This is a genomic window from Secundilactobacillus malefermentans, assembly GCF_008033155.1.
GTDB classification, from domain to species: domain Bacteria; phylum Bacillota; class Bacilli; order Lactobacillales; family Lactobacillaceae; genus Secundilactobacillus; species Secundilactobacillus malefermentans.
In genome coordinates this window covers 1,567,422-1,586,267 of record NZ_CP042371.1, presented here as the reverse complement: position 1 = coordinate 1,586,267, position 18,846 = coordinate 1,567,422, and the positions used below count along the sequence as shown (strand labels likewise).

Below are 18,846 nucleotides of genomic sequence, written 5' to 3'. Positions count from 1 at the left end.
AAATGGATGCGACGCTTTATTTTCGCCGACCTTGATTAGATCCGTTTCGATTAGATCTGCTTTTATCATTTGGTCGATTATTTCCGTGCTGTGCGGAATGTTGATTACTTGAATGTGACTGACCCGGTTTGTGTGAACCACCATTACCACGTCTGGGTCCGCGCGAATGAGATGGGCGCTTTGGAAGTAAATCACTGGTTGGTGTTTCTTCAGGATTTACCAGATCAAAATCAACTGCACTCTGTTCCTTATCTACATTGACAACTTTAACCTTAACAGTTTGTCCGATTCGATAAGTTCGTTTTGTATTACGGCCAACTAGTGCCAGGTACTGTTCAACATACTCGTAGTAATCATCCTGCATTCTACTAATATGAACCAAACCTTCAACCGTGTTGTCCAATTCAATAAACATCCCAAATTTCATAACCGAGCTGATAGTGGCAACAAATTCTTCGCCAACGTGATCTGCCATGTATTCAGCTTTCTTCATGGCGTCTGTGTCTCGCTCAGCGTCAACCGCACGTCGCTCATTTTCTGAAGAACGAGTGGCAATTTCGTCAAGTAATCCACCATATTTTGCCTTAGATTGCTTGGTTATGCCATTTTCTTCATAGTAGTGAATTAGTCGATGAACCATAGTATCTGGATATCGTCGAATTGGTGACGTGAAGTGGGTATAAAAGTCCGCTCCCAATCCAAAATGTCCAAGCGATTGATCCGTATATCTTGCCTGCTTCAAACTGCGAAGCATCATGACGGAAACAACTGCCTCCTCAGGCTTGCCTGCAACCTGCTTCAAGATTCCTTGCATCGTTTTAGGACGTAAGTGAGCTGGATCTCCCTTGACGTTAACACCAAATGCCGTCAAGAACTCAAAGAAACTTTTAATTCGATCAGCATCTGGTGTTTCATGAACACGGTAAATGAACGGTGCCTTTGCTTGATCATAGTTCTGAGCGACTGTTTCGTTTGCGGCTAACATAAATGATTCAATCATTCTTTCAGCCAAACCACGAACTCGAAGCTTAATGTCGACTGCATGACCTTTTTCATCCACAATAATTTCTGCTTCACGGTCATCAAAGTCAATTGCGCCACGGCGCTTACGATGCTTATACAAGATTTTGTGTAAAGCACCCATTGTTTCAAACATTGGTACTAATTCAGCGTACTCATCTCTGGTTTTGTCATCATGGGCTTCAAGAATTTGGTTGACCGCTGTGTAGGTCATACGAGCAGTAGACTTCATCACACTTGGATGAATCCGGTGCTTAATGACGTTACCTTCTTGGTCAATCTCCATTTCACAACTCATACAAAGTCGCAAAACGCCTTCATTAAGCGAACAGATTCCGTTTGAGAGTCGTCTAGGCAACATCGGAATAACCCGATCCGTCAGATAAACACTGGTTCCTCGTTTGAATGCCTCTTGATCAAGCAGTGATCCCTCTTTAACGTAGTGGGAAACATCAGCAATATGGACGCCTAGATGGAAATTACCATTAGGCAGTTTCCAAGCCGTCACAGCATCATCCAAGTCTTTTGATGATTCACCATCAATCGTAACTAATTTTTGATCAGTGATGTCTTCTCTGCCGGCCATTTCTTCCTCAGTCACGTGATCTGGAATTGAATCTGCTTCCTGTAAAACATCCTCAGGGAATTCTGCTGGAATATCATGCGCATAGACAATCTGAAGAATATCAATTCCTGGATCGTCAACACTACCGATAACTTGATTTGCAACTCCGACCATAGCGAGTGGATGTTGACTATTAGGATATTCAGTAATATCTGCTGTCACAACTTCACCAGGTGTTGGCTTTAATCCAACGTCCGTTACATAGAACTTGAATCTCTTCAACTTCTTATCAGTAAGTCTTATTTGACCATAATACCCTTGGTCATCATCAGTCTTTTGAAATTCTCCCACAACATGATCATAGTGGTGAGTGATGATTTTCGTGACTTTTCCTTCTGGACCCTTGTCAGAATGGGGATCTGCACGACGCACAATCTCCATTTCGACTTCGTCTCCGTTAAGCGCACTAAGTGTATTGTCCGGTGCAATAAAGGCATCAGATTCAACTTCACTATAGGACACAAAGCCAAAGCCCTTATCATTACCATGAAAAATACCTGATAATACCAGAGCTGCAGGGTTTAGCTGAAATTTGCCAGTCCCCGTTACAATACTTTGCTTCTCACGTTCTAGAACGGCTAGCTCCTGAACAATTAACTTAAATGCCGCTGAACCATGATAACGTAAGGCATCTGAGATTTCTTCAACTGAGTAGCTTTTTTCTGGGTTATTTTGTAACAACCCGATTATTTGATTTTTTAAATTATTATCTTGCACTTTTTATTCCTCATCACTATAGATTGATTTCAGAAACTGACTTATGTCAGCCTCTAATTGTTTGTGTGCACTATTTACCGTTAATGCGTGTCCAGCCGTCTCGTACCACTTAAATGAGACGTCTGAATGATTAAGTTCCTCTGAAAGTAACTTACCACTTTCAGGACTCACCAACTCGTCAGCACCGCCCTGTGCCACAAAAGTTGGTTGTGAAATATCACTTAGATGTGCGGCAATATTTGCCGTTTCCGCATCAATTAATGCCAATTGATCCGGTAATTGTTGCCTGATTTGAGCAATTCGACCTAACTTTTCAGTTTCGTTTAGTTCCTGGGCGTTATATGTCATATCAGCGAGTCGATAAAATTCGTCTGAAATATCACTAAAACTTTCTGTCAAAACCGGTGCACTAAAAGATCCACCAGCAACTAACTGATTATCCATTTCTAGAGCTTTAATGGCGTACGCTCCGCCAAGTGAAAGCCCAAAAATGCTAATCGATTGATATCCTTTTTTCCTTAGATATTCAATCGCAGCCTTAACATCTTGCCACCATACGTTAGGGTCCCCAAGCCTCAAGATATCAAGCGGTTCCCCAGTTGAATGTCCCGTAAATAATGGTGCAAATACGGTATAATTCTCACGTTCCAACGTCCGAGCAAGTAATCGAACATCGTTTGGTCCACTTGCATATGCATGGAGTAGGATGACAGCCCTTGGTCCATGTTCAAATAAAAATGGTTTCTGTGCTTTAAACATCATCCTACTCCCTTACCTGAATATGTATAAAAAACCTCCTGTAATCAAATCACAGGAGGTTCAACTGACTAGTGTGAAGATAAATAAACCAATGCGAGTGCATCCACAAAGAAAACAATTCCAAGGACAGTTGTAACTTTCTGCATAAAAGCTTCAAAGCCTCGTGCTTTTTGTTTTGAGAATAACTCGTCTGCGCCACCGCTTAAAGCAGACATAGCGTCACTTTGTTTTGAAGGTTGCATCATAACGGCGATAATAATCAACACGCTCACAACTAACAAAATTGTCATTAATAAATTATACAAAGAAATGCCTCCTAGACATTGCAATAGGTCTGATAACACTGATACTAATCTATCATAAATAAAGGAAGAATTCCAGTATCAACTGCGTAAATTACGCTTACTGTACACCACGTTTTTTATAAATACGATCGGCTAACCCTAGGAATGCCAAAATACTAATTCCGATTAGCGATGTAAACTTGGTTAGTCTATTTTCACTGGTTTGTGGCAATTTTGATTTTTGACCAAGGCTCTGAGTTGCCGAATCATGATTACCTTCAACTGGTTCTTGGGTTGAAGATAGTGAATCATGATTTAAACTACTTTTAGCTTTCGTCTTTTTGTCAGTATTGCTATTTTTTGATTTTAATTGCTTTTTCTGATCTTTTTTGGTTAATTTTTTATTTGTTGTACCTAAAGTTGATTTGACTGATTTAGTTGGCTTTGAAATTGATGGGGTGAGTGGCTCCTGTTCCATTTTGTTGCTTGTCACATCGTTAGGTTTGAACTCTTTAAGGATTGAAATTTTGCGTTCCGGTTGGACTACTTCATTTTTCTTAACCTCTTCATTTGTTTGCGTGTCAGCATCAATGCCAAATACCTTATCCAAATTAGGTAGCTCATCTGTTTGCGAATCTGAATCAACTCCAGCTGGCTTGACCGAACCACCTGTTTGGACACCGGAATCAATCAATTCAACCTTGTCCGGTAATGTCGTTTGAGTGTCTTGATCAATGCTAGCAGGTTTGTCTGATTCTTTTTCTGAGCTAGTTTCATCATCTTTTTCATCAGGTAAAACAGGCTTCGTAATTTCCGCTATAAGGTCACCTTTATCTTTATCGTCCTCTGATTCTTTCTTTGGCTCTCCAGCGAGTTTGTATCTCAGAACAATCACCTGGTTTGGATCAGAAATAATTCCCTTTTTACTGTCTGGATTTAATAGCTCATAGTTTGCCAATGATTCATCCGTCAGTTCATCAGTATTATATTTGCCACCCACCGTTGCCGTTTTAAATTTTGACTCGGGTTTGATGCCATCCTTGGCCTCAGTTCCATCATTTTGAATTAACTGATATTTAACGCTTGGTGTTGCAGGATTTCCATCGTAAAAACTACTATAGACTTGATCCTCCTTACTAGAGGTAATAAATATTGTGCTGGATTTTCTTGTATAATTTTTGATTTCCCCTAGAGGGTTATCCTGCTTTCCTGCTGGAAGATCCTTTTGGACTGAATCAAGTTGAATATCTTGCTTGCTCCCATCCGTGTTGACCACCCGTCCAACTGCATTCACCGTAACATGATACGTTTTTTCATCCGCATGAGCGTTGACCACCATTTGACTGAATGCACATGTTCCTAAAACCATTGCCGAAACTACTTTAAATTTATTCATAAAAAAACCTCCTTCGTAAGATTAATTACGAAGAAGGTTTCAAAAATCATCAAACTTTATTTATAAAGTTGATTATTTACTTTGAATAGCATCACGAGCTTGGTCGCTCAAGTTATAGAATGAGTTAACACCCTTATACTCTGAGACAGTACCAAGTTGATCTTCAATTCTCATTAATTGGTTGTACTTAGCGATACGTTCGCCACGACTCATTGAACCAGTCTTAATTTGGCCAGCATTCAAAGCAACAACTAAGTCAGAAATGGTTGTGTCTTCAGTTTCACCTGAACGGTGAGAAATGATGGCAGTGTAACCAGCTTCTTTAGCCATTTCAACAGCTTCAACTGTTTCAGTTAAAGTACCGATTTGGTTAAGCTTGATTAAGATTGAGTTTGCAACGCCCATCTTGATACCCTTTTCAAGGTAGTCCGTGTTAGTAACAAATAAATCATCACCAACGATTTGGACTTTCTTACCAAGACGATCAGTTGCCATTTGCCAGTCTTCCCATTCGTTTTCATCCAAAGGATCTTCGATTGAGATAACTGGATACTTGTCAACGATACTCTCAAGTAATGATACGAACTCATCAGCATTGTATGACTTACCGTCACCAACTAAGTCGTAAGTCTTTGTGTCTGTGTTGTAGAATTCTGATGCAGCACAGTCAAAGGCAATCGCAACATCTTTACCTGGCTTGTAGCCGGCACGTTGGATAGCTTCAACAAGAATATCAAATGGTTCCTCGTTATTCTTCAAATCAGGAGCAAATCCACCTTCGTCACCAACAGCAGTTGAGTAACCGCGTTCGTTCAAGATAGCTTTTAAGCTATGGAAAGTTTCTGCACCCATACGGATTGCTTCTTTAACAGAAGGTGCACCAACAGGCATGATCATGAATTCTTGGAAATCAACCTTGTTGTTGGCATGCTTACCACCATTGATAACGTTCATCATTGGAGTAGGTAATACATGGCCATTAAAGCCACCTAAGTAGTTATATAATGGTGTTTCTAGTTCGTCAGCGGCTGCACGAGCGGCTGCAAGTGAAACACCTAAGATTGCGTTTGCACCGAGCTTACCCTTGTTAGGCGTACCATCAAGCTTGATCATGGCCTTGTCAATTGCAACTTGGTCAGTTACATCGTAACCCACAATTTCTTTTGCGATAATGTTATTAACGTTGTCAACGGCCTTCGTAACACCCTTGCCGCCAAAACGATCTTTGTCGCCATCACGTAATTCAACAGCTTCATGTTCACCAGTAGATGCACCAGAAGGAACGATTCCACGGCCCATAGCACCAGCTTCAGTATATAATTCGACTTCAACGGTCGGATTGCCTCGTGAGTCTAAAACCTCACGAGCATAAATATCAGAAATAATTGACATTGTATTCTCTCCTTATGATTTTATTGCCTAACGGGAAAACATCCCGATTACCATTTTATAAGTTTACTACTGAACTTGCAATTATATTTTACTTATTTTTTATATTGAACTAGTTGTAAAAACGTTTTCTCATCCAAACTTGCGCCACCAGCAAGAACGCCATCAATATTGTCCTTATTCATGATGCCGGAAACATTTTCTGGATTGACGCTACCACCGTATAAGACACGTACTTGATTGGCAATTTCATCGCTGTAAATATCCGCAACTGTTTGCCGAATTAAATAACAACCATCCTCTGCTTGGTCAGCAGAAGCCGATTTACCACTTCCAATTGCCCAACTTGGCTCATATGCAATAATCAAGTGTTCAGCTTCTTCAGGACTAACTCCCTTTAGCGCTGCAGTAACTTGACTGACAACCCAATGAATATCTTCACCAGATTCTCGTCGGCCCATCGTTTCATCGCAACAGAGGATTGGAATCATCTTATTATCAAAAACCGCATGGACTTTCCGGTTAATAATATCATCTGTTTCATTAAAGTAGCGACGCCGTTCCGAGTGCCCAATAATGACATAGTGAAGTCCCATGTCTTTTAACGCCATTGGACTTGTTTCGCCAGTATAAGCACCCTCATTCTCATAATAACAATTCTCTGCAGCGATCTGAAGTCGGTCCCCAGTATTTGCGTCCATCATCGATTTTAACAAAATTGCTGGTGCCGCTATTGCCGTTTCAATTTCATTCGGAGCTGGCAGTTTATCGGTTACTTGAGTGATGAAATCAACTGCCTCAGTGACAGTTTTATTCATTTTCCAATTACCCGCAATGAGTGGTATCCGCACGATATAACTTCCTTTCAAGAAGAAATTTAGTTTACTTGCTCATTCTACCGAAAACGCTTTACTTAATCCAGTCATATATAAAAACCAGACCTACTTATCGTAAGTCTGGTTTGAAATTACTTTTCGCTAATAGCAGCAATACCTGGTAAAGTCTTACCTTCAAGGTATTCAAGTGATGCGCCACCACCGGTAGAAATATGAGTTAATTTATCAGAAACGCCAAGTTGTTGAACGGCAGCTGTTGAGTCTCCACCACCAACAATTGTAGTAGCGTTGCTTAAATCGCCCAAGAACTTACCAATTTCAAGAGTTCCTTCAGCATAGTTACTCATTTCGAACACACCCATTGGGCCGTTCCAAACAACTAACTTAGCATCCTTAAGAACGGCCTCAAAGTCTTGAACTGACTTTGGTCCAATATCAAGTGCCATGTAGCCATCAGGAATATCGCCTTCAACTGTCTTGCTTGGAACATCATTAGAGAACTTTTCAGCAACAATTGAGTCGACAGGAAGAACTAATTTATCGCCAGCTTTGTCCATAATTTGCTTAGCAAGGTCAATTTTGTCTTCTTCAACTAATGAATTACCAATCTTCATACCCTTTGCAGCATAGAAGGTGTAAGTCATTCCGCCACCAATAATTACTTTATCAGCTTTGCTTAATAAGTTGTCAATGACTCCGATCTTATCGGAAACTTTGGCACCACCAAGGATAGCGACAAATGGATGCTCGGGATTTGATACAGCTCCACCAATAAACTTAATTTCTTTTTCCATTAAGAAACCGGCAGCAGTTTGACCCATGTTTGAAGCAATACCAACGTTTGATGCATGGCTACGGTGCGCAGTTCCAAAAGCATCGTTGATAAATACGTCACCCAATGAGGCCCAGTACTTACCTAACTCAGGATCGTTGCCAGATTCACGTTTAACGTATTCCCCGTCTTTAACATCTTCAAAACGGGTGTTTTCAACAACGAGAACTTCGCCGTTATTCATCTTATTAATTGCGTCTTCCAACTGTTTGCCTTCAGTAACGGGAACGAAGGTAACTGGCTTGTTTAAAAGATTTGATAATCTTTCTGCAACTGGACGCATTGAAAGTGACTTCTTGTCATCTTCCTTTTTGATTCGGCCAAGATGAGAGAAAAGGACAGCCTTACCACCATGTTCGATAACATAGTTAATGGTTGGTAATGCAGCTTGAATTCGGTTATCGTTACCGATAACGCCGTCTTTAATTGGGACATTAAAGTCGACACGCATTAAAACTTTTTTGCCTTCTAAGGCTAAATCAGAAACAGTTAATTTTGCCAATTGAATGACCTCCAAAAAAATTGATAGTTATTATTCTAATTATTAAAAAAGCGGAGAAGTTACCTCCCCCACCTTTCCAATTTGATTACATTATTAAATTAAAGAGTTGCAAACTTCAACAATGTACGAACCATGTTGCAAGTAAAGCCCCATTCGTTGTCATACCAAGCAACAGTCTTAACTAATTGAGTATCACCATTAGTTGTTACTTCAGTTTGAGTTGGGTCAAATACTGAACCATGATCGTCATCGATGATATCAGTAGAAACGATTTCGTCTTCGTTCCAGCCGTATGCATCGTTGTTAAGTGTATGCTTCTTCATAGCACTGTTGATTTCATCAGCAGTAACCTTCTTGTCCAATACAGAAACAAGTTCAGTCAAAGAACCGTCAACAACAGCAACACGTTGTGCATGTCCTTGTAACTTACCCTTTAATTCAGGGATAACCAAACCGATAGCCTTTGCGGCACCAGTTGAGTGAGGAATCGTGTTAATGCTTGCAGTACGGTTGTTACGCATCTTTTTGCCTCGAGGGCCATCAAGAATTTGTTGAGTAGCAGTGAAGGCATGAATAGTCGTCATTGTACCAGCTTTAATTCCGAAGTCTTCGTTCAAGAAGTATGCCATAGGTGCTAAACAGTTAGTGGTACATGAGCCAGCAGAAACGATCTTGTCGCCTGCTTCAAGTGTATCCAAGTTAACACCAGCAACAACTGTACGAACATCGCCAGCAGGTGCTGAAACTAGTACACGCTTTACGCCAGCGTCAAGGTGAGCTTGTGACTTTTCTTCTGAAGTGTAGAAACCAGTACATTCAAGAACAAAATCAACGCCATCATTCTTAACCCAAGGAATGTTCTGTGCCTTTGGTTCAGCATATACAGGATATTCCTTTCCATCAACAACAATACCCTTGTCCGTTGATGAAACTTCGCCTGGGAAACGACCATGTGTTGAATCATACTTTAATAAGTAAGCCAACATTGATGGGGTTGTCAAGTCGTTAATTGCAACGACTTCAATTTCGTCAGAGTGTAGTTGGTGGATTCGCTTGAATGCTAAACGGCCAATCCGTCCAAAACCATTAATACCAATTTTTACAGTCATACTAAGATTTCCTCCTTAGGAAGTTAGAAAATATTATTTTTAAAAAGTAACACAAATGATATAGTATCACTTTTTTAAAATCGTGTCAGCAGCTCCTTCATCCGTGATTAACCACGTCTGTTTCGGAGCAATTTTTGCATATGCCTGAATTGCCGCGGCTTTTTGGGGGCCACCAGCAACAGCAAGTACAAAATCCATTTCGGCAAGATCCTCAAGTTGAAGACCAATTCTTGGTAACTTATAAACTATTTGACCACTTTTATCAAAAAAGTACCCAAAAGCCTCTCCAACCGCTTGCCTTTTTTTCAGCGTTTCAATTAGCTCAGGCGACATTTGTCGCCGTTTGGCCATTTGAATTGCTTCACCAATACCATGAATTACAATGTTACTGGACTTAATAAGTTTCATCACATCTCTTATGCCCGGATCCAATCTCAAAGAGTCAATTGCTTCCTGACTAATTGATTCAGGTATAAATAGTGAATGATATTGACTACCCGTTTGTTCCGCCATTTTAGCGCTAATGGTGTTCGCCTGCAGTGCAGGTGCTTCACCAATTCCACCACGAGCCGGGACAAAAGTTAGTTCCCGATTTCGAGCCAAAGCCGGGGTTAAACACTCAGCAACGCTGACCATTGTCGACCCACCCATAACCGAAACAACGGACGGTCCTAACGGCAACTCATCTTGCAACAAGTCGCTTGCGGCCTTTCCCATCGCTGAAAGCACTTCTGGCTGAGTATCTGCATTACCAGATACTATCAAGCACCGTGCAATTCCAAGACAGGATCTTAATTGCTCTGCTCTGTGTTTTCGACCCAACAACAAATCAATTGTTCCTTTTAACTTAGCCAGTACTTGTATGCCCTCGGAAGTTGTTTGCATCCCAATCTTATCGATTGAAATCAGATTGAACTCCTTGAGTAATTCGGTTTCGGTTCTCATGACTCGCTCAGTCACACGCATTTTTGTCGCTAGCGTTCTTCTACCGATGGGTTGAAAGCGACTGATTGCATCTAAAAATCGGTACCGGTTGATTAATTTATCCTGCATATCCGGGACAATCTTATTAAGCCACTGCCATTCTTCTTGCAAAGTTGTCAACTCCTCTAGTGGGACACAAAACGACCGTCCACGTCCTGAGGCGACCCATCATACCCAAAAAAATAAGGCAATGCCTTGTACCGTGGTGCTAATTCAACTTAGCATCCACACATTATATTAATCCAGATGCCCTATTTCGTCAATCACTTGTACTTAATTAATCGACTGGAGACTTCTTGAATTTTTATCCAGAATCAGTTATAGTTATTAAGGTATTTGAAACTATGCGCCCGTAGTGTAATGGATCGCACGTAAGATTCCGGTTCTTGAAATGAGGGTTCGATTCCCCCCGGGCGCATTACGTTTATTACTTATCTAAATTGATTCATATTCTGCATTGTGGAGTCGGGAAAATATTCCGACTCTTTTTTAAACTTCTCTTTTATCCTTCAACTGCACTTTGCAGATAATTATGGCAATCCTTTGACTTTTAATGCTCAAATCAGCCATAATATAACAGATGCAAGGTTCAGTTCATTTTGTTTGACCTTAATTGACCTTAGCGTTAAACTACTTTTATTAGTTAATAAGACTAATTTTTACATGCTTATAAGGAGGCAACACAACTATGAATTTAGTCCCAACAGTTATCGAGCAATCGTCACGTGGCGAACGTGCTTATGATATTTACTCAAGACTTCTCAAGGATCGAATCATTATGTTATCAGGTCCAATCGAAGATGATATGGCAAATTCAATTATTTCCCAGTTACTCTTCTTGGATGCACAAGATTCAGAAAAAGACATCTATCTTTACATCAATTCCCCTGGTGGTGTTGTAACATCAGGACTTGCCATCTACGATACAATGAATTTCGTACAGGCTGATGTTCAGACCATCGTCATGGGTATGGCTGCTTCAATGGCTAGTGTGCTTGCTACTTCTGGTGCCAAGGGCAAACGTTTTGCATTGCCTCATTCAGAAATTTTGATTCATCAACCTTCTGGTGGCGCACAAGGGCAACAGACTGAAATTGAAATTGTTGCTGAAGAAATCCTGAAGACTAGAAAATTAATCAACAAGATTTTAGCTGACAACACTGGTCAGTCACTTGAAACCATTAACAAAGATACTGAGCGTGATCATTACTTAACCGCACAGGAATCTGTTGAATATGGTTTAATTGATAGTATTATGACGAGTAGCAAGGATCGTAAATAATAATCATTAGGTCGATCATTAAGTGATCGGCTTTTTTTGAGGTGATAGATATGGATATTAGCAAAATCGATGTAACTAAAGTCAATTCCGCCAATAGTATCGTTATTGGTAATCCCAACACCACCAAAACCGTGGTTGAGTATCTTAATCTGCGCTGCCCTTGGAGCAAGTTGTGGTTTCAAAAGAATGATAGTGTTTTGGCCACGGCCGTTTCATCTGGCAAGGTTAACCGGCATATCAAGCTCCTCAATAAGTTTAAAGAGCCATTAAAAAAAGGAAATATTGTCCATCAATACATTCCAAGCGATCCATTAATGGCCTATCTTTTAATAAAATCTGTTTTTGATAATCAAGAACAGTGGAAGAGCCTCGATGATGCCGAAATTCCTTACTATTTAGAATCGGAGCTACACCTCCACCACCAGCAGAATGCTAAGATGCTAGCCAATATTGTGACGGAAGCAGAAGAAACGCATGTCCAATTCGTTCCCTCCATTGTTGTTGGGCACCATGTTTTTGACGAGTCTATTTCACCTGAAAATTTATCAAAATTATTAAACTAAAAACAGGACTAACTGAAGTTCATTCAGTTGGTCCTGTTTTTTATGCACTAATTTCATGTTGCCGTAAGTCATCTGCAAATTCAGTAATCTTCTTTAATCGATGATTAATGCCTGATTTAGAAATAACCCCGCTCGGAATTAAGTTGGCTAATTCCTTTAAACTAACTTCTTTATGAGTTAATCGAATTTCAGCAACTTCCCGTAATTTAGGAGGTAATTGATCTAATCCAACTGTTGCTTCAATAAATCTGATGTTTTCAATCTGTTGACTTGACGCGTTAGCAACTTTATCCATATTGGCGTTTTCACAGTTCACTAGCCGATTTACTGAGTTTCGCATATCCCGCATAATTCGAATATCTTCAAACTTTAGCATCGATTGTGTGGCCCCAATCAACGAAAGAAAGTCAGCAATTCTTTCGCCCTCTTTTAGATAGGTAATATAGCCGCTACGCCGATTAGTGATTCGGGCATTCAAACCGTACCGATTCATCATTTCCATAATCATCTGATTATGTTCCTCGTATAATGAATAGATTTCCAAATGATAACGGGAAGTTTCAGGATTATTGACTGATCCCCCCGCCAAAAAAGCACCCCGTAAATAAGATCTGACTTGCGCGTCGTTTTTCAAAAGGTCACTGGGCACCTTTTCAGCAATTTGTGTCCCATCAAAAATTGATAAGTCCTCAAGAACTTCCTGATTCCCAGTTTTCACTCGGACAATGTATAAGTTATTCTTTTTCAACTTCATCTTTTTTCGAACAATGAGCTCACTTTCCAGCTCATAAAATTGTTTCAATAGCTGATAAATCCGCCTTGAAATGGCCGGATTTTCAGTTTGGATATTCAAAACAAATGCATGATTTTGCAAAGTTAATGAGCCATTCATCCGAATTAAAGCCATTAGCTCTGCTTTTGCATTCTCTCTGTGAACTGACAATGTCGTCAGTTCCTTTTTAACTTCACTTGCATAAGACATTTTGTCACCTCCAGGCACTATCTCGCCAACTGGGTTGCCCCAATAAATTTACTAATTCTGCAGTAACCTGGTCTCCATTATGGAATGCACCATTGTCCCGTAATTCCAAAAAGTCATCAGAAATAACGCGACATCCCTGTTCCTTTAGCCCTTTGAAATCATGGGTTACCTCTTTAGACATTTCATTCCAACGCTGATAATCAATATATTCATCTGGAACCTTTTTGGTGTTAACAAGAACCGTATCTACAAATCTATCGTGTAAATGTTCATGCAACACCCGAATATGGTCCGCATCAGAAAAGTTTTCGGTTTCGCCCTTTTGGGTCATAATATTGCAAATATAAACAACCTCGGCCTGCGTTTTCTTAACGGCATCGCCTACATTACTGATCATTAGGTTAGGTAAAATACTGGTAAACAAGCTACCTGGGCCAAGTACAATCTGGTCAGCATCCATAATGGCATCAATAACTGGTTGCACAGCTTCTGGCTGCTTGTCCTTGTGTAATCGTGAGGATACCCATACCCGTTTGATAAGTTTATGAGCCGCTGAAATTTCCGATTCTCCCGTAATAGTGGTGTCGTCAGCAAATTCAGCATTTAGCTCCAATGGCTCATCTGCAGCCGGATAAATATGCCCATCCACTTTCATCATGCTAGAAAGTTCTTGAACGGCATCAAAAATACCATTTTTCATTTCAGATAGCGCCGCAATAATTAAATTACCAATCGCGTGACCCGCGAAAAATTGGTCCTTACTGTTAAATCGATATTGAAAAATATCAAGATAGAGTTGTGGCAATTTAGATAGCGCAGCCATGACGTTCCGAATATCTCCAGGTGGGACAACGTTCACATAGTTGCGAATGACGCCAGAAGAACCACCATCATCTGCCACCGTCACGATTGCCGTAATATCAACATCCTGATCCCGCAAACTTTTTAAAATAACTGGTAGTCCTGTTCCACCACCGATAACGACTATTTTTGGTCGGTGCCACTTATTTCCATTTAACATTAATGCTTGGCACCTCCTTGGCTTTTTTCGACATCTCGATGGGATGTATGAACTGGATATTTGTCTCCCAGTGCCTCAGATAGTCGTTCAACCAACGCAACTGACCGATGTTGACCACCTGTACAACCTATGGCGACCGTTAAACTTGTTTTTCCTTCTTTTTTATAGCCTGGCATCATAAATGATAATAATCCTAAGAAACGCTCATAAAATTCAGTCGTCTCCGGCTGTGCCATCACGTAATCGTATACCGGCTTATCCTGACCCGTTTTACTGCGTAGTTCTGGAATATAGTATGGATTCGGTAAAAATCGAACATCCATCACGATATCCGCATCAATTGGAACCCCGTATTTAAATCCAAATGACATCATTTCAATGTGAAATGGTGTATCAACATTTGCTTCAAAACTACGGAAAATTTCTTCACGTAGTTCCTTAGGTGCAAGATTACTGGTATCAATCACAAATTGAGCTGATTGCCGAACTTGTGCTAATAAATCACGTTCTTTTTTGATTCCCTCAAGTACTCTGCCATTTCGGGCAAGTGGGTGAGCTCTTCTTGTTTCCTTATATCGAGAAACTAGCTCTTCATCAGAAGCGTCCAAGAAAATGATTTTTGCACCATTATCTTGTGACAAATTCCCTAGCGTTTCAATGACATCCTTATAAAAGGCTCTGGATCTCAAATCAATCGCAAGTGCAACCTTGCTAAGCTTCCCTGATTCCTTAACTAACTCAAGAAACTTTGGTAAAAGCGAAGGCGGCATGTTATCAATACAAAAGAAACCTAAGTCTTCTAGTGAACGCATCGCAACCGTTTTACCGGCGCCACTCATTCCCGTAATAATTACTAATTGAAATTCTTTAGTCATAGTCAGTCTCCAATGTACCCAAAATGATGACAGCTAAAAATTCATACTATAACACTATAACATACCTGGTGTTTCATTTACAGCTAGCCCTTTCCAAACTAAAAGCCATAGTTAGTTAATTCTAACTATGGCTTTTATATTAACGTCTAGCAAACGCCAGAACAATTGCATTTATTCCAAAAATAACTAAATAACAAACGACTAAAATGTTAATTGAGAAAAAGGCAATCCAGGGATGAACGAAAAGCAAGATACCTGCAATTAAGCCTAAGACATCAAGTATGAGCGATAACCAGAAGAAATGGCTTCTAAGCTGACGTACATGGCTCACGACGATTAATCGTTCAATCGAGTCGAAGATAAACCAAATTCCAAATAGGTAACCCAACGTCACGATTGCACTTTGATAATCGAACAAAAAGATTAGTCCAATAATAATATCTAAAACGGCGAATACAAGTGCAACAACTGCTCGGCCATTCACGTAATCTCTCAACTTAGAGTAGCCAGCAAATGTCGTTAACCCACTTAGGATCGCCATAATTGCCATCAAAAGTGCAATTGCAATGGCGCTAACCTTTGGTGCCGTAAACAATCCAAACGCAACAACGATAAAGAGTATTCCAGTAATGAGCTCGTGCCAATCAAATCCCCAAGCTCTTCTATTCATGTTAAACAAACGCGTTTCCCCCTCTTCCGGGTAATATTTTATATGAAACTGGTTTCATAATACTGGTTTTTACTAATTTTCACAAGTTTTCGCCCAATTGACGCTAATTAACCAAAAAAAAATGACGGCTAATTCGCCATCATTTGAGTCTTACTGATTTTCAATTGTTCGCTTCGTATCTCTTTCAAGCACAGGCTTTAAATATTGACCTGTATAACTTTCCTTAACTTTGGAAATGTCTTCAGGCGTTCCAGTAGCGACAATTTGTCCGCCACCTTCACCGCCTTCAGGTCCTAAATCTATCAAATAATCCGCAGATTTAACGACATCCAAATTATGTTCGATAATAAGAATTGTATTCCCATTGTCGACGAGGCGTTGTAGAACAACCAATAGGCGCTTAATGTCATCCATGTGTAAGCCAGTCGTTGGTTCATCCAAAATATAGAAGTTCTTCCCATCGGCCTTCTTTTGTAGCTCGGCAGCTAATTTCATTCGTTGTGCTTCACCACCAGAAAGCGTTGTGGCTGGTTGGCCCATCTTAACGTAACCTAATCCAACGTCTACAATCGTCTGCAATTTACGACTAATTTTAGGAATAGCGCTAAAGAAATCAAGTGCTTCCGTTACCGTCATATCCAAAACTTCCGCAATATTTTTCCCTTTGTAGTCTACTTCCAATGTCTCGGAATTATATCGACTACCATGGCAAACTTCACATGGAACATAAACATCAGGTAGAAAGTTCATTTCAATTTTAAGAATTCCGTCTCCATGACACGCTTCACAACGGCCACCCTTGATGTTAAAGCTAAATCGGCCCTTTTGGTAACCTCGTAGCTTGGCTTCGTTTGTTTGCGCAAACAGCCCCCGAATATCATCAAAGACGCCCGTGTACGTTGCTGGATTACTTCTCGGCGTTCTCCCAATTGGGCTCTGATCAATATTAACAATTTTCTCAATATTCTTATAACCCGTGATTGTCTTATACTTCCCAGGCTTTTCAGAATTATGATTTAATTTTTGCGCCAATGCCCGTTTCAAAACAGAATTCACAAGTGTCGATTTTCCTGATCCAGATACGCCAGTAACCCCGATAAATTTACCTAGTGGAAAGTCTACCGTAATATTCTTGAGATTATTTTCAGAAACACCGGTCAGTTTAATTTTTTTGCCGTTCCCTTTTCGACGCTCTAGTGGAACGGGAATAAATTTCTTACCAGCTAGATATTGCCCAGTCAATGATTTTTTGACTTTCTCGACCTGTTTAGGTGTCCCAGCAGCCATCACTTCACCACCGTTTTCACCCGCACCGGGTCCAATATCAATTAGATAGTCCGCGGCAAGCATCGTGTCTTCATCATGTTCAACAACGACTAATGTATTCCCAAGATCGCGCATTTTCTTAAGTGAACTAATTAACCGGTCGTTATCGCGCTGATGAAGACCAATTGAAGGTTCATCTAGAATATAAAGGACCCCAGACAGGTTTGATCCAATTTGAGTCGCCAAACGAATTCGTTGCGCTTCTCCACCTGATAGTGTTCTTGCTGAACGACTCAAAGTCAGGTAACTTAATCCAACATTTTCCAGAAAAACGAGTCGATCCCGAATTTCCTTTAAAATTGGCTTTGCGACAACTGAGTCCTGTTCACCAAAGGATAAATCATCAAAGTAGGATAACTCTTTACCAATCGCCAAATTTGATACTTCCGCGATATGCTTTCCATTCACCTTAACGCTTAAAGCTTGCGCATTTAACCGAAATCCATGACAAGTTTGACAAGTTAATTCACGCATGTATGACTGCATTTGATTTCGAGTGAAATCTGAACTAGTTGAGTGGTACCGACGATTAACGTTATTAATCACACCTTCAAATGGTGCTTCCGTATCTTTTACGCCACCAAAGTCACTTTGTAGATGAAAATGGAATACTTTTCCCTTCGAACCATACAAAGCAAACTCTCGATCTGATTCACTCAATTTCTTCCATGGTGTATTCATGTCGACGCCAAACTGTTCGCAAGCCTGTTCTAACATTTCCGGATAGTATTGTGAACTAGTTGGATTCCAGGGTGCAAGAGCTCCCTCACTTAACGTTTTCGTATCATCGGGTACAACAAGATCCTCATCAACTTCAAGCTTAATACCTAAACCATCACAATCGGGACATGCGCCAAATGGGGCATTAAATGAAAAGAGCCGTGGCTCCAATTCACCAACTGTAAATCCACACACCGGACAAGCATAATGTTCGGAAAAGAGAATTGGATCGCCATCAATTAAATCCGCCACTGCGTAACCGTCACTCATTCTTAATGCTGCCTCGAATGAATCAAACAGCCGCGAGCGAACGTTCGTTTTGACAACAATTCGGTCCACAACGACGTCGATTGAATGTGCCTTGTTTTTCTCCAAATCGATATCATTATCAATGTCGCGAACATCCCCATCAATTCTAACTCGAACAAATCCTTCACGCTTAATGCGCTCTAGGACTTTTTTGTGCTGACCTTTCTTTTGTCGCACAATGGGGGCTAAAATTTGAACTTTTGTACGCTCTGGCAACTGCAAAACTCGATCAACCATTTGTTCAACCGATTGACTTGAAATTTCAGTTCCATCGTTCGGACAAATTGGTTTACCAACTCGCGCCCACAATAAACGCAAGTAATCATTGATTTCGGTAACGGTTCCCACCGTTGACCGTGGATTCTTAGAAGTCGTTTTTTGATCAATCGAGATTGCTGGTGATAGGCCATCAATTGAATCAACATCTGGCTTATCCATTTGTCCCAAGAATTGTCGCGCATATGCCGAAAGACTTTGAACGTATCGTCGCTGACCCTCAGCATATAGCGTATCGAAAGCAAGTGAACTCTTTCCCGATCCAGACAACCCAGTCATGACGACCAACTTATTCTTAGGAACCGTCACATCAATATTCTTTAGATTATGAGAACGCGCTCCGTGAATGACAATTTCATCATTTGCCAA

Annotated in this window: 16 protein-coding genes and 1 tRNA gene; 3 read left to right on the top strand and 14 right to left on the bottom strand. The window is 40.5% G+C overall.

The features are described 5' to 3' along the window. Window positions 1–16 precede the first annotated feature (16 nt). The 9 genes from rnr to FGL90_RS07635 all read right to left on the bottom strand — a co-directional run bounded on the left by rnr (window position 17) and on the right by FGL90_RS07635 (window position 10,564). Entirely contained in the window at window positions 17–2,362 is a 2,346-nt protein-coding gene (gene rnr, locus FGL90_RS07675; protein WP_010620586.1) for a ribonuclease R, read from the bottom strand. A 3-nt stretch (window positions 2,363–2,365) separates the two neighbouring features. Beyond that, window positions 2,366–3,124, bottom strand: coding sequence for an alpha/beta hydrolase (locus FGL90_RS07670; RefSeq protein WP_225423031.1), 759 nt, complete (start codon window positions 3,122–3,124; stop codon window positions 2,366–2,368). Window positions 3,125–3,189: 65 nt separating this feature from the next. Beyond that, entirely contained in the window at window positions 3,190–3,426 is a 237-nt protein-coding gene (secG, locus tag FGL90_RS07665) for a preprotein translocase subunit SecG (RefSeq protein ID WP_010620584.1), read from the bottom strand. 97 nt (window positions 3,427–3,523) lie between these two features. Beyond that, window positions 3,524–4,801, bottom strand: coding sequence for a hypothetical protein (locus FGL90_RS07660; RefSeq protein WP_147657576.1), 1,278 nt, complete (start codon window positions 4,799–4,801; stop codon window positions 3,524–3,526). Between the two features lie 72 nt (window positions 4,802–4,873). Further along, a complete protein-coding gene (eno, locus tag FGL90_RS07655; protein WP_010620582.1) occupies window positions 4,874–6,193 on the bottom strand; it encodes a phosphopyruvate hydratase in 1,320 nt (439 codons plus the stop codon). Window positions 6,194–6,285: 92 nt separating this feature from the next. Then, a complete protein-coding gene (gene tpiA, locus FGL90_RS07650; protein WP_010620581.1) occupies window positions 6,286–7,041 on the bottom strand; it encodes a triose-phosphate isomerase in 756 nt (251 codons plus the stop codon). Between the two features lie 116 nt (window positions 7,042–7,157). Beyond that, window positions 7,158–8,360 (bottom strand): phosphoglycerate kinase, encoded by a 1,203-nt coding sequence (locus FGL90_RS07645; protein WP_010620580.1) that lies wholly within the window; start codon window positions 8,358–8,360, stop codon window positions 7,158–7,160. A 98-nt stretch (window positions 8,361–8,458) separates the two neighbouring features. Then, window positions 8,459–9,469, bottom strand: a complete 1,011-nt coding sequence (gene gap / locus FGL90_RS07640; protein ID WP_010620579.1) for a type I glyceraldehyde-3-phosphate dehydrogenase — start codon at window positions 9,467–9,469, stop codon at window positions 8,459–8,461. Between the two features lie 66 nt (window positions 9,470–9,535). Beyond that, window positions 9,536–10,564 carry a sugar-binding transcriptional regulator gene (locus tag FGL90_RS07635; protein WP_010620578.1) on the bottom strand — a complete coding sequence of 343 codons (1,029 nt, stop codon included), beginning with the start codon at window positions 10,562–10,564 and terminating at the stop codon, window positions 9,536–9,538. 235 nt (window positions 10,565–10,799) lie between these two features. On the opposite strand from FGL90_RS07635, the gene FGL90_RS07630 reads away from it, so the two are divergent. The 3 genes from FGL90_RS07630 to FGL90_RS07620 all read left to right on the top strand — a co-directional run bounded on the left by FGL90_RS07630 (window position 10,800) and on the right by FGL90_RS07620 (window position 12,298). Continuing rightward, window positions 10,800–10,871 (top strand) — tRNA-Arg (locus FGL90_RS07630). Window positions 10,872–11,141: 270 nt separating this feature from the next. Next, window positions 11,142–11,735, top strand: a complete 594-nt coding sequence (gene clpP / locus FGL90_RS07625; RefSeq protein ID WP_010620577.1) for an ATP-dependent Clp endopeptidase proteolytic subunit ClpP — start codon at window positions 11,142–11,144, stop codon at window positions 11,733–11,735. Window positions 11,736–11,785: 50 nt separating this feature from the next. Then, on the top strand, window positions 11,786–12,298 hold the full coding sequence (locus FGL90_RS07620) for a thioredoxin domain-containing protein (protein WP_010620576.1): 513 nt from the start codon (window positions 11,786–11,788) through the stop codon (window positions 12,296–12,298). 40 nt (window positions 12,299–12,338) lie between these two features. Here FGL90_RS07620 and whiA read toward each other — a convergent pair whose 3' ends face one another. The 5 genes from whiA to uvrA form a co-directional block, all read right to left on the bottom strand. Next, entirely contained in the window at window positions 12,339–13,280 is a 942-nt protein-coding gene (gene whiA, locus FGL90_RS07615) for a DNA-binding protein WhiA (RefSeq protein ID WP_010620575.1), read from the bottom strand. A gap of 4 nt (window positions 13,281–13,284) precedes the next feature. Further along, window positions 13,285–14,301 carry a gluconeogenesis factor YvcK family protein gene (locus tag FGL90_RS07610; protein WP_010620574.1) on the bottom strand — a complete coding sequence of 339 codons (1,017 nt, stop codon included), beginning with the start codon at window positions 14,299–14,301 and terminating at the stop codon, window positions 13,285–13,287. Beyond that, on the bottom strand, window positions 14,301–15,176 hold the full coding sequence (gene rapZ / locus FGL90_RS07605) for an RNase adapter RapZ (protein WP_010620573.1): 876 nt from the start codon (window positions 15,174–15,176) through the stop codon (window positions 14,301–14,303). The genes FGL90_RS07610 and rapZ overlap by 1 nt, the downstream gene beginning before the upstream one ends. A 139-nt stretch (window positions 15,177–15,315) precedes the next feature. Beyond that, window positions 15,316–15,846 (bottom strand): HdeD family acid-resistance protein, encoded by a 531-nt coding sequence (locus tag FGL90_RS07600; protein WP_033445286.1) that lies wholly within the window; start codon window positions 15,844–15,846, stop codon window positions 15,316–15,318. A 150-nt stretch (window positions 15,847–15,996) separates the two neighbouring features. Continuing rightward, the gene (gene uvrA, locus FGL90_RS07595; RefSeq protein ID WP_147657574.1) at window positions 15,997–18,846 is read right to left on the bottom strand and encodes an excinuclease ABC subunit UvrA; all 2,850 of its coding nucleotides are present in this window, start codon (window positions 18,844–18,846) and stop codon (window positions 15,997–15,999) included.

What these genes read in the sequence shown, in the direction of transcription:
- gap (WP_010620579.1), bottom strand. Translation starts at nt 9,469, where the DNA reads ATGACTGTAAAAATTGGTATTAATGGTTTTGGACGGATTGGCCGTTTA.
- whiA (WP_010620575.1), bottom strand. Translation starts at nt 13,280, where the DNA reads ATGTCTTATGCAAGTGAAGTTAAAAAGGAACTGACGACATTGTCAGTT.
- eno (WP_010620582.1), bottom strand. Translation starts at nt 6,193, where the DNA reads ATGTCAATTATTTCTGATATTTATGCTCGTGAGGTTTTAGACTCACGA.
- FGL90_RS07610 (WP_010620574.1), bottom strand. Translation starts at nt 14,301, where the DNA reads ATGTTAAATGGAAATAAGTGGCACCGACCAAAAATAGTCGTTATCGGT.
- FGL90_RS07620 (WP_010620576.1), top strand. Translation starts at nt 11,786, where the DNA reads ATGGATATTAGCAAAATCGATGTAACTAAAGTCAATTCCGCCAATAGT.
- rapZ (WP_010620573.1), bottom strand. Translation starts at nt 15,176, where the DNA reads ATGACTAAAGAATTTCAATTAGTAATTATTACGGGAATGAGTGGCGCC.
- clpP (WP_010620577.1), top strand. Translation starts at nt 11,142, where the DNA reads ATGAATTTAGTCCCAACAGTTATCGAGCAATCGTCACGTGGCGAACGT.
- FGL90_RS07670 (WP_225423031.1), bottom strand. Translation starts at nt 3,124, where the DNA reads ATGATGTTTAAAGCACAGAAACCATTTTTATTTGAACATGGACCAAGG.
- FGL90_RS07600 (WP_033445286.1), bottom strand. Translation starts at nt 15,846, where the DNA reads ATGAATAGAAGAGCTTGGGGATTTGATTGGCACGAGCTCATTACTGGA.
- FGL90_RS07660 (WP_147657576.1), bottom strand. Translation starts at nt 4,801, where the DNA reads ATGAATAAATTTAAAGTAGTTTCGGCAATGGTTTTAGGAACATGTGCA.